Annotated in this window: 11 protein-coding genes; 4 read left to right on the forward strand and 7 right to left on the reverse strand. The window is 64.3% G+C overall.

Annotated features, from left to right (window positions below; all coding sequences use genetic code 11):
• Positions 1-8: 8 nt before the first annotated feature.
• The 7 genes from LB538_RS24250 to LB538_RS24280 all read right to left on the reverse strand — a co-directional run bounded on the left by LB538_RS24250 (position 9) and on the right by LB538_RS24280 (position 8,416).
• The gene (locus tag LB538_RS24250; protein ID WP_224525990.1) at positions 9-2,588 is read right to left on the reverse strand and encodes a sensor histidine kinase; all 2,580 of its coding nucleotides are present in this window, start codon (positions 2,586-2,588) and stop codon (positions 9-11) included.
• 189 nt (positions 2,589-2,777) lie between these two features.
• Positions 2,778-4,178 carry an adenosylhomocysteinase gene (gene ahcY, locus LB538_RS24255; protein WP_095767996.1) on the reverse strand — a complete coding sequence of 467 codons (1,401 nt, stop codon included), beginning with the start codon at positions 4,176-4,178 and terminating at the stop codon, positions 2,778-2,780.
• A 290-nt stretch (positions 4,179-4,468) separates the two neighbouring features.
• On the reverse strand, positions 4,469-4,765 hold the full coding sequence (locus tag LB538_RS24260; protein WP_140843515.1) for an HPr family phosphocarrier protein: 297 nt from the start codon (positions 4,763-4,765) through the stop codon (positions 4,469-4,471).
• Positions 4,762-5,163, reverse strand: a complete 402-nt coding sequence (locus LB538_RS24265) for a PTS sugar transporter subunit IIA (protein ID WP_027166957.1) — start codon at positions 5,161-5,163, stop codon at positions 4,762-4,764. Before LB538_RS24265 ends, LB538_RS24260 begins: the two co-directional genes overlap by 4 nt.
• A gap of 164 nt (positions 5,164-5,327) precedes the next feature.
• Positions 5,328-5,789, reverse strand: a complete 462-nt coding sequence (locus LB538_RS24270) for an HPr kinase/phosphorylase (RefSeq protein WP_224525988.1) — start codon at positions 5,787-5,789, stop codon at positions 5,328-5,330.
• A 13-nt stretch (positions 5,790-5,802) separates the two neighbouring features.
• Entirely contained in the window at positions 5,803-7,587 is a 1,785-nt protein-coding gene (locus LB538_RS24275) for a sensor histidine kinase (RefSeq protein WP_095767999.1), read from the reverse strand.
• 127 nt (positions 7,588-7,714) lie between these two features.
• On the reverse strand, positions 7,715-8,416 hold the full coding sequence (locus LB538_RS24280; RefSeq protein ID WP_006201274.1) for a response regulator transcription factor: 702 nt from the start codon (positions 8,414-8,416) through the stop codon (positions 7,715-7,717).
• 341 nt (positions 8,417-8,757) lie between these two features.
• Here LB538_RS24280 and LB538_RS24285 point away from each other — a divergent pair, with 341 nt between their 5' ends.
• The 4 genes from LB538_RS24285 to LB538_RS24300 all read left to right on the forward strand — a co-directional run bounded on the left by LB538_RS24285 (position 8,758) and on the right by LB538_RS24300 (position 12,977).
• The gene (locus tag LB538_RS24285; protein ID WP_224525986.1) at positions 8,758-10,368 is read left to right on the forward strand and encodes a phosphoenolpyruvate carboxykinase; all 1,611 of its coding nucleotides are present in this window, start codon (positions 8,758-8,760) and stop codon (positions 10,366-10,368) included.
• Between the two features lie 82 nt (positions 10,369-10,450).
• Positions 10,451-10,888, forward strand: a complete 438-nt coding sequence (arfB, locus tag LB538_RS24290; protein WP_224525984.1) for an alternative ribosome rescue aminoacyl-tRNA hydrolase ArfB — start codon at positions 10,451-10,453, stop codon at positions 10,886-10,888.
• Between the two features lie 188 nt (positions 10,889-11,076).
• Positions 11,077-11,694, forward strand: a complete 618-nt coding sequence (locus LB538_RS24295; protein WP_224525981.1) for an alpha-ketoglutarate-dependent dioxygenase AlkB family protein — start codon at positions 11,077-11,079, stop codon at positions 11,692-11,694.
• 107 nt (positions 11,695-11,801) lie between these two features.
• On the forward strand, positions 11,802-12,977 hold the full coding sequence (locus LB538_RS24300; RefSeq protein ID WP_224525978.1) for a glycosyltransferase family 87 protein: 1,176 nt from the start codon (positions 11,802-11,804) through the stop codon (positions 12,975-12,977).
• Positions 12,978-13,148 lie beyond the last annotated feature (171 nt).

Below are 13,148 nucleotides of genomic sequence, written 5' to 3' on the forward strand. Positions count from 1 at the left end.
AGTCCGCGCTACTCGGCCGCGTCGCGGATGCCCGCCGGCGTATCGGGGATTCCGGAAGGCTTGTCCGGGAAGGTGCAGATTACCGTGGTGCCCCTGTCCTGGCCGGTCTCGATGCGCACGGTTCCGCCATGCAGTTCGACGAAGCTCTTGACGATCGAGAGCCCCAGCCCGGCGCCGCGCCTCCGCCCGCCATTAGCGCGCGGCTCGAAGCGGCGGAAGACCGATTCCAGCACGTCCGGCGGCATGCCGGGGCCGTCATCATGCACCGAGAACTCGACGCCGTCGGCCAGCCGGCGGCAGGTAAGCCGGATCGTGCTTGCCTCCGGCGCATAATTCGCCGCGTTGCTGAGCAGGTTGTAGAGGATCTGGCGGATGCGGGTCTCGTCGCCATGGAAGCTCGCCGGCGCCTCCGCCGCATCGATCTCGAGCTTGATTTGATGCTCGTCCAGCCGATCGGCGACCAGCTCGGCGGCCGCGGCGATCGTCCGGTCGATGTTCATTTCGGAGATGTCGAGCTGCATGATGCCGGCATCGACCGTCGCCAGGTCGAGGATATCGTTGACGATGGTGAGCAGCACCGATGACGACGAGCTGACATGCTCGACATATTCGCGCTGCTTGGGCGTCAGCGGCCCGGTCGCGGGCAGCGACAGAAGCTCGGTGAAGCCGATAATGTTGGTCAGCGGCGAGCGCAGCTCATAGGAAACGTGCTGCACGAATTCGTTCTTCAGCTGGTCGGATTTCTCCAGCGCCTCGTTCCTGTCCTTCAGCGCCCGCTCGACATTGACGGTGTCGGTGACGTCGACGAAGGTGATCATCACCTGGCCGTTGGGCAGGTGGATCACCGCGTAGCTCAGCACCGTCCCGTCGACGAGCTCGATCTGGCCGCGGCGGTCGCGGCGCTCGTCGTCGAAGCCGGTGACCGCGGCGACGAAGCCGCCCCAGGGGCTGTTCGCGGCGCGCTGGTCGCACAGATCGCGGATCGCCGAAACATGAACGTTCGGCTTGACCGCTTCCACCGTCAGCCCCCACAGCGCGACGAAGGCCGGATTGGACAGGCGCAGCCGCCCGTCCGGACCGAATACGACCACGCCTTCGGCGAGATTGTCCAGCGTCTCGCCCTGCACCCGCACGGCGGTCTGGTAGCGGCTTTCGAGGTCCATCTTCTCGGTCAGGTTCTCGAACACCCAGGTGACGCCGCCCTTCGGCTGCGGGTTCGCCACGACGCGGATCGTCTTGCCGTCCGGCAGGTGCCACCAGTGTTCCTGCGATTCGACGGCGCGATAGGCGCTGAGCAGGTTTTCCTTCCAGCGCCGCCATTCCGGCTGCTCGGCGATCCTGCCTTCGCTGCGCAGCCTGTCGAGCAGCAGCGTGTTGGAGGGAGCGCTGAGCAGGAAGCCCGAGTCGAGACCCCACAGCTTCTGGAAGGCCTGGTTGAAGAAGCGCAGCTTTTCCTCGGTGTCGAAGATCGCCACGGCGGTGTTCAACTGGTCGAGCGTGTCGGCATGGCTGCGCACGGTCCGCTCGTATTCGGCGCGGATCGTCTCGGCCGCGCTGGTGTCGCAGGCGAGCCCCGCCGAACCGTCGGCGCCGGCGAAGTCGGTGACCGCGAACATGCGGCGATCGCCTTCGATCACGGTGGATAGCGTCTGTTCGAAGACCGGGTGCGACTTATGCTGCTCGGCGATTTGATCGCGCGCCTGGCCGCCAAGGAACTCCGTCGCGTCGCGCACGGCCGCGGCGGCGCTTCCTGCTTCCACGGCCTCGGCATAGGCGCGGTTGACCCATTGCAATCGCCCGTCCGCGCCACGCAGCCATGCCGGCATCTTCAATGCGTCGAGCAGGCCGATCAAGGTGTCGTAGTCGGCGCTGAGCCGCTGGTTCTCGATCTTCAGCCTGGCCTGGTTGCGCAACGTCTCCGACAGCGAGACGAAACGCACCAGCACATGCGCCGCGCTCTTGCGGCCATGCACCTCCAGCGGCACGCCGGCCTGCGTTTCGATGACCAGATCGAAGGTCTTCGCCTGTTCGCGCAACGCGGCAACCGCGTGCTCTAACGCCGCCGCCGAGCGCGGCATCAGCCAACGGCCGAAAGCGAGGAAGGCGGACCTGTCGTCAGGCGCGCCGCTTTCCAGCGGCAGGCTGCCGATGAGCTCGGGCTTCTTGTTGTCCGTTGTCCAGACGATCAGGCGCTGGTCGCGCAGATTGAGCAGCGCCTCGGAACGCTGCAGCGCAGCGTTGACGTCCGCGATGCGGGCCCTGAGCTGCAGGTTCTGCGAGGCGGTGCGTGCGCGCTCGCGGATAAGGAATATGGCCGAAACCAGCGCCGCGCCCATGACGCCCACGAACATGGCGAGCTGCATGACCTCGAGCGTGCTGACCGGCGCCGCGGCCTTTGCCGGAATGCCCGTCTCGGCGTGGGCCGCAAAGGCGAGGAGCGGGCCGGCAAGCGTCGAGGTCGCAAGCAGCAAGGCCAGCCGCGAGCCGGCGCGAAAACCGCCGCGGCTCACGCCGGGGCCGGCATCATTCGAATCCTCATGGCCGCCGGAAACGGCCTTTCCCGCGCGTGGCGGGTAATCCCCCGGCATGTCTTGGTCCTCTTCGCCGCTTGAATGCAAGACCGCCCTGATACGTCCCCGGCCCAACATGTCCCCGGACCGCGAATCACAACAATAACGCTTGCTGGAATCGGCGTGAAGAATCATTGGCGCAAAAAATAAAGCCGGATGGAAAGTCAACCATCCGGCTTCAATATATGGTAGATAATTTCGCTTTGGTTAATAGCGGTAGTGTTCAGGCTTGTACGGACCCTGCGGCGTCACGCCGATATAGGCGGCCTGTTCGCCGGACAGCTCGGTCAGCTTGGCGCCGAGCTTGTCGAGATGCAGCCGCGCCACCTTCTCGTCGAGGTGCTTGGGCAGCACATAGACCTGGTTCTCGTACTGGCCGTGCTTGCTGAAAAGCTCGATCTGCGCCAGCACCTGGTTCGTGAACGAGGCCGACATGACAAAGCTCGGATGACCGGTGGCGTTGCCGAGGTTGAGCAGGCGGCCCTCGGATAGAAGGATCATACGCTTGCCGTCCGGGAAGGTGATCAAATCCACCTGCGGCTTGATGTTGGTCCATTTCAGGTTGCGCAGCGCCGCCACCTGGATCTCGTTGTCGAAGTGGCCGATATTGCCGACGATCACCATGTCCTTCATCGACCGCATATGGTCGAGCGTGACGACGTCCTTGTTGCCGGTGGTGGTGATGACGATGTCGGCGGTGGGCGCGGCGTCTTCCAGCGTCACCACCTCATAGCCGTCCATCGCCGCCTGCAGCGCGCAGATCGGGTCGACCTCGGTGACTTTCACACGCGCGCCGGCGCCGCGCAGCGAGGCCGACGAGCCCTTGCCGACATCGCCATAGCCGCAGACCACCGCGACCTTGCCGGCCATCATGGTATCGGTGCCGCGGCGGATGCCGTCGACCAGCGATTCCTTGCAGCCGTATTTGTTGTCGAATTTCGACTTGGTGACGGAATCGTTGACGTTGATCGCCGGGAAGGGCAGCAGGCCCTTCTTCTGCAGCTGGTAAAGACGGTTGACACCGGTGGTGGTCTCCTCGGTGACCCCGCGGATCGCTTCCCGCTGCTTGGTGAAGAAGCCTGGCGAAGCCTTCAGGCGCTTCTTGATCTGGGCGAACAGGATCTCTTCCTCCTCGCTGCCGGGATTGGACAGCACGTCCTCGCCGGCCTCGGCGCGCGCGCCGAGCAGGATGTACATGGTAGCGTCGCCGCCATCATCCAGGATCATGTTGGAGGTACCGCCATCGGTCCACTGGAAGATCCGGTCGGTGTAGTCCCAATAGTCTTCCAGCGACTCGCCCTTGATGGCGAAGACCGGAATGCCGGCCTCGGCTATGGCCGCGGCCGCGTGGTCCTGGGTCGAGAAGATGTTGCAGGAGGCCCAGCGGATGTCGGCGCCCAGCGCCTTCAGCGTCTCGATCAGCACCGCCGTCTGGATGGTCATGTGCAGCGAGCCGGTGATGCGCGCGCCTTTCAGCGGCTTCTTGGCGCCGAACTCCTCGCGGCAGGCCATCAGGCCCGGCATTTCGGTTTCGGCGATCTCGATCTCCTTGCGGCCCCAGCCGGCAAGCGAGATGTCGGCGACCACATAGTCCTTGCTACCCGTCATGGCAGTGCTCCGGTGTGATTTTTTCTCAAGGCGCGCCGACGCCGGGAGGCGCATGGGAGGGCGCGGTTGCCGGCTTGACTACCAGATCGGTCGCCGCGCGACAATGGGACATAAAGAAATCTTTATGCGCGCATGTCTTCGGAAAAGCGAGATGTTCCGTGAAATCGGCGCAAACGCCTGGGATTGGTTGAAGCCGCCGCGACGACGCGATGGCGTTTCGGCCAATCTCCAAGGCATGCCGCCTGCCAACGCAAACAGAGCCGACCGGTAAAAATCCCTGTGCTGAGGAACTAGATTTCCTCGCCGAAACGCGAGGCGATCAGCTGCTCCAACGCGTCCATGGCCGGCACGGCTTCCGGGCCGCTGGCGATGACGCGGATCGAATAGCCTGGGCTCGCCGCCAGCATCATCAGGCCCATGATCGAGGTGCCGCCGACCTTCACGCCGTCCTTCTCGACATGGATGATGGCGTCAAAGCCGCTGGCGACCTGGACGAACTTGGCCGAAGCGCGCGCATGCAGGCCGCGCTGATTGATGATCGGGAACTCCCGCACCACCTCATCCGTCCGCGGCGCCGATGCGTTCATTTGCTGCTCAGGAGCTGGCTGGCGACGTTGATGTATTTACGGCCGGCCGCTTGCGCTTCGTCGAGCGCGGCGGCCATGTTGTCGCCCTTGCGGATCGAGGAGAGCTTGATCAGCATCGGCAGGTTCATGCCGGCGATGACCTCGGTGCGGCCGGATTCCATCACCGAGATGGCGAGGTTGGAAGGCGTGCCGCCGAACATGTCGGTGAGCACGATGACGCCTGCGCCGGTGTCGACGCGCGCGACTGCGTCGACGATGTCGGCCCGGCGCTGCTCCATGTCGTCGTCGGCGCCGATCGCCACGGTTTCGAAATTGTCTTGCGGCCCGACGACATGCTCTACGGCATGTCGGAACTCGGTAGCGAGTTGACCGTGCGTCACGAGCACGAGTCCGATCATTCTCTGGTGGCTCCCGTCATCGCCGCTTCACAGGCGTATCTTATGTTCGCCAGCCATTCCAGGCGGCGGGAGCGCTATCTTGTCGACGCACGGCCGGTTGACAAGCCCAAAATTGCGGCGGCCCGGGCCATTTTGACGCATCGCAGCAAAAAACCCGGGCCGGATCATGAAAAAGGCTGGATCGACAGCCGCGCCATCAGCATGGGCAACGCGGCGGTGACATTTTGCCGGGCGACATCGACGCGGGGCAGCCGGCATCCGCCGATCGTCTCCGTGGTCTCGTCCTGCAGACGCGCCATGTCCGCCGGTTCGACAAGCCGCGCCACAAGGTCGATCACGGCGGCCGGTTCGAAAGCCAGCGGCCGCGGTCCGATGCCGTGCACCTCGGCGAGGCCGGCGATGCTCGCCGGCGCGCGGCAAACCAGCCGGCCGCTGTGCGCGGCCGCAAACAACTGGTCGTCGCCGACCAGCCGGGCAAAAAGGCCCTGCGCGCGGCAATGATCGACAACCGCCAGCGCCAGCGTCGTCTTGCCGGCGCCCGACGGCCCGGTGATCAGCACGCCGCGCTCGCCGACCAGTATGGCCGTCCCATGGATGTTGCGGGGCTTTGCGGCGGCGCCTGGCATGTCGATTCGGCGATCAGCCTTCCGCCGGCAGCGTCACCACGAATCGCGCGCCCTTGATCTCGCCGGGCTTGGTGCCGGGGATGTTCTCGGCTGTGAGCGTGCCGCCATGTGCCTCGACGATTTGGCGGCTGATCGACAGCCCGAGGCCGGAGTTCTGGCCGAACGCCTCGCCGGCCGGCCGGTCGGTATAGAAGCGCTCGAAGATGCGATCGATCTTCTCGGCCCGGATACCCGGGCCGTTGTCGTCGACGGTGATGATGTTGAACTTGCCCGCGCGCGCCAGCGAGATCGCGATGTGGCCATGCTCGTCCGGTACGAAGGAACGCGCGTTCTCGATCAGGTTGGTGATGACCTGGCCGATCCTGAGGTCATGGCCGACAACGAAATAGCCTTTGGCGCCGGCCGGCAGCTTGGCGACCTTGAGGTCGATCTCGACGGCCTTCTTGTTGCGCGTCGTCTCGCGCGAGACGGCGATGAGGTCGGTGATGAACTTCTTCAGGTCGACGGTCGCGGCATCGTCGCGCGCCAGCTCGGCATCGAGGCGGGACGCATCCGAGATATCGGTGATCAAGCGGTCGAGCCGCCTCACGTCGTGCTGGATGATCTCCATCAGGCGCGCGCGAGAAGCATCGTTTTTCGCCAAAGGCAGCGTTTCCACGGCGCTGCGCAGCGACGTCAGCGGGTTCTTCAACTCATGCGACACGTCGGCGGCGAAACTTTCGATCGCCTCGATTCTCGCGTACAGCGCATTCGTCATATCGCGCACGGCAATGGACAAATTGCCGATCTCGTCCTGACGATCGGAAAAGTCGGGGATTTCCTCGCGGCTCTTGACGCCGCGCCGCACCCTGACGGCGGCGGCTGAAAGCCGGCGCAACGGATTGGCGATGGTGGAGGCGAGCAGCATCGACAGGATCGCGGTGACGAGCGCCGCCACCCCGAACACGCGCAGGATCGCCTTGCGCTCGGCCGCGACGATCTTGTCGATGTCGCCGCCTTCGGTGGACAGCATCAAGACGCCGAGCACGGCGCGGAAGCGCTGGATCGGCACCGCGACGGAGACGATCTGTTCGCCCTGCTCGCTCACCCGCACGATTGTCGAAGGGCTGCCGGTCAGCGCCTTGACCACTTCGGGAAAGGCCGCGCCGTTGCCGCCGGGCTGCTCGTGGTAGACCGGCAGGTCCTTGTTGCGGAAGAAGTCGAAGATGAACTTCTCCACTCGCTCCACGACGCCCGGCTGCTCCTCGTCGACGGGCGGCAGGTCGTAGCGCAGGATCTGGCCGCGCGAATAAAGATGCCGCGAATCGAGCAGCAGGTTGGCGTCGCGATCATAGATGCGGGCGCGGGTGCGCGTCGGCGAGATCAAGCGTCGCAGCACCGGCGCGACGCGCTCGGGATTGATCGGGAAATCGAGGTTGTCGAGCTGGTCCGACCCCGGCCCCAGGCTTTCGCCCGCCTGCAGCTCCAGCAGCTTTTCTGGATCGATGCTGATCGAATCGGTCTCGACGGTCGCCGAAGCGGCGATGGCACCGGCGATGATCTCGCCCTGCGTCATCAGGCTTTCGACGCGCGCGTCGATCAGCCCGTCGCGAAAGGTGTTCAGGTAAAGGATGCCGGTGACGAGCACGGCGAGGCCGGCCAGGTTGAGGAACAGGATGCGCCGCGTCAGGCTGGAGAAGATGTGATGGCCGAGAAACCGGCGCATCGGCACCGTGATTTTCGAAACGAAGGCGGGCACGATCCGCGGCGGACGCCTTGCCGCGCCCGCCCGTCTGCCTCGCTCTACTTCCACTGCCATCGAATAGCAGGCCCTGTTTAGTTAGTGAGTAGTGAATAGGCAGTAGGGAAGTGGTTGGCTGACTTCGGCTATGGGTGGCCGCCCGCATCATTCAAAACTGACTACTGACTCTTCCCTACTGCCTATCTCAAGCTTCGCGGAACCGGTACCCGACTCCGTAAAGGGTTTCGATCATCTCAAAGTCGTCGTCGACGGCCTTGAACTTCTTGCGCAGCCGCTTGATGTGGCTGTCGATGGTGCGGTCGTCGACATAGACCTGTTCATCATAGGCTGAATCCATCAGCGCATCACGGCTTTTTACCACACCGGGGCGCTGCGCCAGCGAATGCAGGATGAGGAATTCGGTCACCGTCAGCGTCACCGGCTCGCCCTTCCAGGTGCAGGTGTGCCGCTCCTGGTCCATCACCAGCTGGCCGCGTTCGAGCGAGCGGGCCTGCTGGCTGGGCGCCTTGGCCGCCGCCTCGCGGGCGCTGGTGCGGCGCAGCACTGCGCGCACGCGCTCGACAAGCAGGCGCTGCGAGAACGGTTTGCGGATGAAGTCGTCGGCGCCCATCTTGAGGCCGAACAACTCGTCGATCTCGTCGTCCTTCGACGTCAGGAAGATGACCGGGAGATCCGACTTCTGGCGCATGCGGCGCAACAGCTCCATGCCGTCCATGCGCGGCATCTTGATGTCGAGGATGGCGAGGTTCGGCGGCCGTGCCGCCAGGCCTTCCAGCGCCGACGCGCCATCGGTGTAGGTTTCGACCCGATAGCCTTCGGATTCGAGCGCGATCGACACCGAGGTCAGAATGTTGCGGTCGTCGTCGACAAGCGCGATTGTTGCCATTTCAAGCGGCTCCCTCATGAGCTGTCCCTTCTGTCGTCGAGAAGGGGCTTTTGCAGGACAAATTGGGTACAAAATGTGGCACGGGCCTTGTCCGAAGTCACGGGCGGCCTGCCGTCACACGCCATCGCACCCATAGTGGGATTGGACGAACCGAGCCTGCCAATCCTTTGGGCAACCTCTACGGTTTTTTGCACATATAAACGATTTAAACAACTTTCAAATTTTTTAAATCGATTAATGATTTGATATCATTCGGCTTTTCTGGTTCTGAACCTGACGGCCCCAGCGCGGGCTCCGGGAAGTAACCCGTCAGATGCGGCCAAATCCAGAGAGGAAATTTGATGTCGGAAGCCGGCAAACGCAACCCCGACTGCGCCATCGACGCGATCGGCCTGAAGACAATGAGCATGGTACGCTATAATTTTGGCGCGGCCGAACTCTACGAGGAAGCGATCCGGCGCGGCGAGGCGAGGTTGACCGCGCAGGGCGCGCTGGTCGCCGAGACCGGCCAGCACACCGGGCGTTCGCCGAAGGATAAATTCGTCGTGCGCGACGAGGCGACCGGCGGCCAGGTCTGGTGGGACAACAACAAGGCGATCTCGCCGGGTGAGTTCGAAGCGCTGCTGGCGGATTTCAAGGCACATGCAGCCGGCAAGGACCTCTACGTGCAGGACCTCGTCGGCGGCGCCGACGCCAATCTGAAGCTGCCGACCCGGGTCATCACCGAATTCGCCTGGCACTCGCTGTTCATCCGCAATCTTTTGATCCGTCCCGAAGCCGCGGAGATCGAGCGTTTCGTGCCGCAGCTTACGATCATCGACCTGCCCTCCTTCCGCGCCGATCCGGCCCGTCACGGCACCCGCACCGAAACGGTGATCGCGGTCGACCTCACCCGCAAGATCGTTCTGATCGGCGGCACCTCCTATGCCGGCGAGATGAAGAAGTCGGTTTTCACCATGCTGAACTATCTGCTGCCGGCAAGGGGCGTGATGCCGATGCACTGTTCCGCCAATGAAGGTGCGGACGGCGACGCAGCCGTCTTCTTCGGCCTGTCCGGCACCGGCAAGACGACGCTGTCGGCCGACCCGTCGCGCACGCTGATCGGCGACGACGAGCATGGCTGGGGCCCGCACGGCATCTTCAATTTCGAGGGCGGCTGCTACGCCAAGACGATCAGGCTGTCGGCGGAGGCCGAACCGGAGATCTTCGCCACCACGCAGCGCTTCGGCACGGTGCTGGAGAATGTGGTGCTCGACGCCGGCCGCGTTCCGGATTTCAACGATGGCAGCCTGACCGAGAACACGCGCTGCGCCTATCCGCTGGATTTCATCCCCAATGCCTCGAAGACCGGCCGCGCCGGGCATCCGAAGAACATCATCATGCTGACCGCAGACGCCTTCGGCGTCATGCCGCCGATCGCCAGGCTGACGCCGGCGCAGGCGATGTACCACTTCCTGTCGGGCTATACCGCCAAGGTTGCCGGCACGGAAAAGGGCGTCACCGAGCCGGAGGCGACGTTCTCGACCTGCTTCGGCGCCCCGTTCATGCCGCGCCATCCATCCGAATACGGCAATCTGCTGCGCGAGCTGATCGCCGGCCATGGCGTCGACTGCTGGCTGGTCAACACCGGCTGGACCGGCGGCGCCTACGGCACCGGCCGCCGCATGCCGATCAAGGTGACGCGCGCGTTGCTGGGCGCCGCGCTCGACGGTTCGCTGAAGTCGGCCGAGTTCCGCACCGACGCCAATTTCGGCTTTGAGGTGCCGGTGGCGGTCCCGGGTGTCGACGGCGCCATTCTCGACCCCCGCTCGACCTGGGCGGACAAGGCCGGTTACGACCGCCAGGCCGCGAAGCTGGTCAACATGTTCGCCGTCAATTTCGAGAAGTTCGAACGCCATGTCGACGCGACCATCCTCGGCGCGGCGCCGCGGATGCAGGAAGCGGCTGAATAGCAGTCACTGCCAGTGTCTTCCTCCAGGGCCTGGCTCGCGCCGGGCCTTTTCTTTTTGCCGCCGTCGCGTCATGAGTGCGTGCATGGCAAGCGACGACGATATCATCATCTCCGGCGAAGCGGTCATCCATCCTGGCGACCTGCATGAGGACTTCATCCGCTCGTCCGGTCCGGGCGGCCAGAACGTCAACAAGGTGGCCACCGCCGTGCAGCTGCGCTTCGACGCGGCGAACGCGTCCGGCCTGTCCGAGCGCGTGCGCGAGCGCGCCATCAAGCTGGCCGGCCAGCGCGCCACCAAGGACGGCGTCATCGTCATCGAGGCAGGCCGCTTTCGCACCCAGGAGCAGAACCGCGCCGACGCGCGGGCGCGGCTGACTGCATTGATCGCCAAGGCGGCCGAGCCGCCGCCTCCGCCGCGCAAGAAGACCAGGCCGTCCAAAGGCGCCGTGGAGCGCCGCCTGAAAAGCAAGGCAGGCCGGTCGACGGTGAAGAAGCTGCGCGGTCGGGTGGAAAGCGACTGATCCGGCCAAAGCCGCTGGTTTCGGGTCGCCGCCTTCTTTGAAGGATGGCATGGCTTGGAGCATGATGCCGACCAGTGTGAAGCGGTTTTCGGGACATCATGCCCTATCTCTCTGATTTAGAGACGGATTCAGATTTCATGTCGAACAGACCCGAAACCATCCGGCTCTAGGGAGCAACGGATCGATCCATGCTCGTTCTGCCCAAAGGCGTCCGCCATATGCCGGGCTACCTCGCGCGCCCGGCCCAGGAAGCGCTGGTCGAGGAGATCAGGCGCGTCGTGCACGCCGCACCCCTCTACGTGCCGGCCATGCCGCGCACCGGCAAGGAGATGAGCGTGCGCATGACCAATTGCGGCGCGCTTGGCTGGGTGACCGACAAGGAGCGCGGCTATCGTTATCAGCCGACGCATCCGGTGACCGGCGAGCCGTGGCCGGCGATCCCGGAAGCCCTGCTGGAATTATGGCGCGAGGTTTCGGCCTATCCGCATCCGCCCGAGGCGTGCCTGGTCAACTTCTATTCGGCGGATGCCAAAATGGGCCTGCATCAGGACCGCGACGAACAGGATTTCGCCGCGCCCGTGGTGTCGGTCTCGCTGGGCGACGACTGCCTGTTCCGGGTCGGCCAGGACAGGCGCGATGGCGGCACCAAGTCGTTCAGGCTGAAGAGCGGCGACGTCGTCGTGCTTGGCGGCGAAGGCCGCCTCGCCTTCCACGGTGTCGACCGCATCTATCCGGCGACGTCGGCGCTGCTGAAGAACGGCGGCCGCATCAATCTGACGCTGCGGCGGGTGACGGTGCCTGGCTGAGCATATTGGGGCAAGACGATCTTAAGGACACCTGGGCTACAATCGCGGTTGCTATAACCGAGATCGCCATGCAACCGGATTGGATTAGGACCAGGAGCCTTTTGGACGTGGCCATTGTCACGGTCGTGTCGATCATCGCCGCATGGATGACTTGGTTCTACCTGAGCTTTCTGTGGACCTTGGACAGCCGAGGCTTTTCCGCGCTGTCGCACAGGCTCCCCTACTGGGATTTCACCAACCTCTGGGCAGGTTCGCGCATGGCCATCGAGGGCCACGTTGCCGTTCTCTTCGACGTGGAGGCCTACCGCGCGGCGCTGCGCGCGATGTTCTCACCCGACCTTCCAAATCAGGAATGGAGCTATCCGCCGAACATCCTCCTGCTCGGCGTTCCGCTTGCCACGTTGCCGATCCTGCCTGCCTATCTGATCTGGACGTTCGGGACCGTGCTGTGCCTGTGGCTGGCTGTCCGGCCGCTGAAGCTCGGAGCGGCCGTGGAACTGGCGATTGTCTTGAGCCCGGCGGTTATCTGGAACTCCTTGTTCGGCCAGAACGGCGCGCTGACCGCCGCGCTGTTGATCGGAGGCCTCGCCGTGGCGCCAAGGCGTCCGCTGCTGGCCGGAATCCTGTTCGGCCTGCTGACGATCAAACCGCATCTCGGCATTCTCGTGCCCTTCTGCCTGCTCGCCAGCGGCAACTGGCGCGCCATTCTCGCGGCGATCGGCACCAGCGTCGTGATCGCCCTCGCCACCGGCCTGTTCTTTGGCTTCGATGTCTGGCGGCTGTTCCTGACCGAAACCCGCCCCTTGATGACGGCGATCATGGAGGCGCCTTATCCGCAGCCCTATCAGTACAACGCGATAACGGTGTTCTTCACGGCGAGAGCTTTCGGCGCCGGGGTGACCTCCGCCTATGGCGTGCAGGCGGTCGCGACCATCGCTTCCATCGCCGCGGCGATCTGGCTCTGGCGGCCGGGCCGCGTGGTCTCGCATCAGGAACGCGTGGTGCTTACCGCTGTCCTTGCGATCCTGGCCACGCCCTATGGCTACACCTACGACACGATCGGTGTGGCCGTAGCGGTGGCGATGCTCGCCGCGATGGTTTCCAGGCCGCCTCGGCTGATCCTGGCGATTTGCTGGCTCGCGCCTTTCGTCGTGAATTTTTTCACCTGGGGCGGATATTGCGTCGCTGTCCTGATCCCGCTGTTTCTTGCCGCGTGGATGCTGCATTCGATATGGACGAGAGGCCGGAAGGCTGAACTCTCGGGAGAACCGTCCCTAGCTTGAAACAATTCCAAGATACGTGCGCAGCGATAGGCTCGGCGGCTTTGCCGCAGCCTTCCGTTCGCCGCAGGAAGTATGAAGAATGACGGCCATGTCAATTTGAGGCAGTCGCGGGTCCTCGTGCCTGGCTAATTCCTGCGTTGCGCTGTCGCACCCGTACCTCGCCCCGCGCGC

Origin of the sequence: Mesorhizobium sp. Ca11 (assembly GCF_020165275.1) — a bacterium.
Lineage (GTDB): Bacteria > Pseudomonadota > Alphaproteobacteria > Rhizobiales > Rhizobiaceae > Mesorhizobium.

What these genes read in the sequence shown, in the direction of transcription:
- LB538_RS24270 (WP_224525988.1), bottom strand. Translation starts at nt 5,789, where the DNA reads ATGCCAGGCGCCGCCGCAAAGCCCCGCAACATCCATGGGACGGCCATA.
- LB538_RS24275 (WP_095767999.1), bottom strand. Translation starts at nt 7,587, where the DNA reads ATGGCAGTGGAAGTAGAGCGAGGCAGACGGGCGGGCGCGGCAAGGCGT.
- LB538_RS24295 (WP_224525981.1), top strand. Translation starts at nt 11,077, where the DNA reads ATGCTCGTTCTGCCCAAAGGCGTCCGCCATATGCCGGGCTACCTCGCG.
- ahcY (WP_095767996.1), bottom strand. Translation starts at nt 4,178, where the DNA reads ATGACGGGTAGCAAGGACTATGTGGTCGCCGACATCTCGCTTGCCGGC.
- LB538_RS24265 (WP_027166957.1), bottom strand. Translation starts at nt 5,163, where the DNA reads ATGATCGGACTCGTGCTCGTGACGCACGGTCAACTCGCTACCGAGTTC.
- arfB (WP_224525984.1), top strand. Translation starts at nt 10,451, where the DNA reads ATGGCAAGCGACGACGATATCATCATCTCCGGCGAAGCGGTCATCCAT.
- LB538_RS24260 (WP_140843515.1), bottom strand. Translation starts at nt 4,765, where the DNA reads ATGAACGCATCGGCGCCGCGGACGGATGAGGTGGTGCGGGAGTTCCCG.
- LB538_RS24250 (WP_224525990.1), bottom strand. Translation starts at nt 2,588, where the DNA reads ATGCCGGGGGATTACCCGCCACGCGCGGGAAAGGCCGTTTCCGGCGGC.
- LB538_RS24280 (WP_006201274.1), bottom strand. Translation starts at nt 8,416, where the DNA reads ATGGCAACAATCGCGCTTGTCGACGACGACCGCAACATTCTGACCTCG.
- LB538_RS24285 (WP_224525986.1), top strand. Translation starts at nt 8,758, where the DNA reads ATGTCGGAAGCCGGCAAACGCAACCCCGACTGCGCCATCGACGCGATC.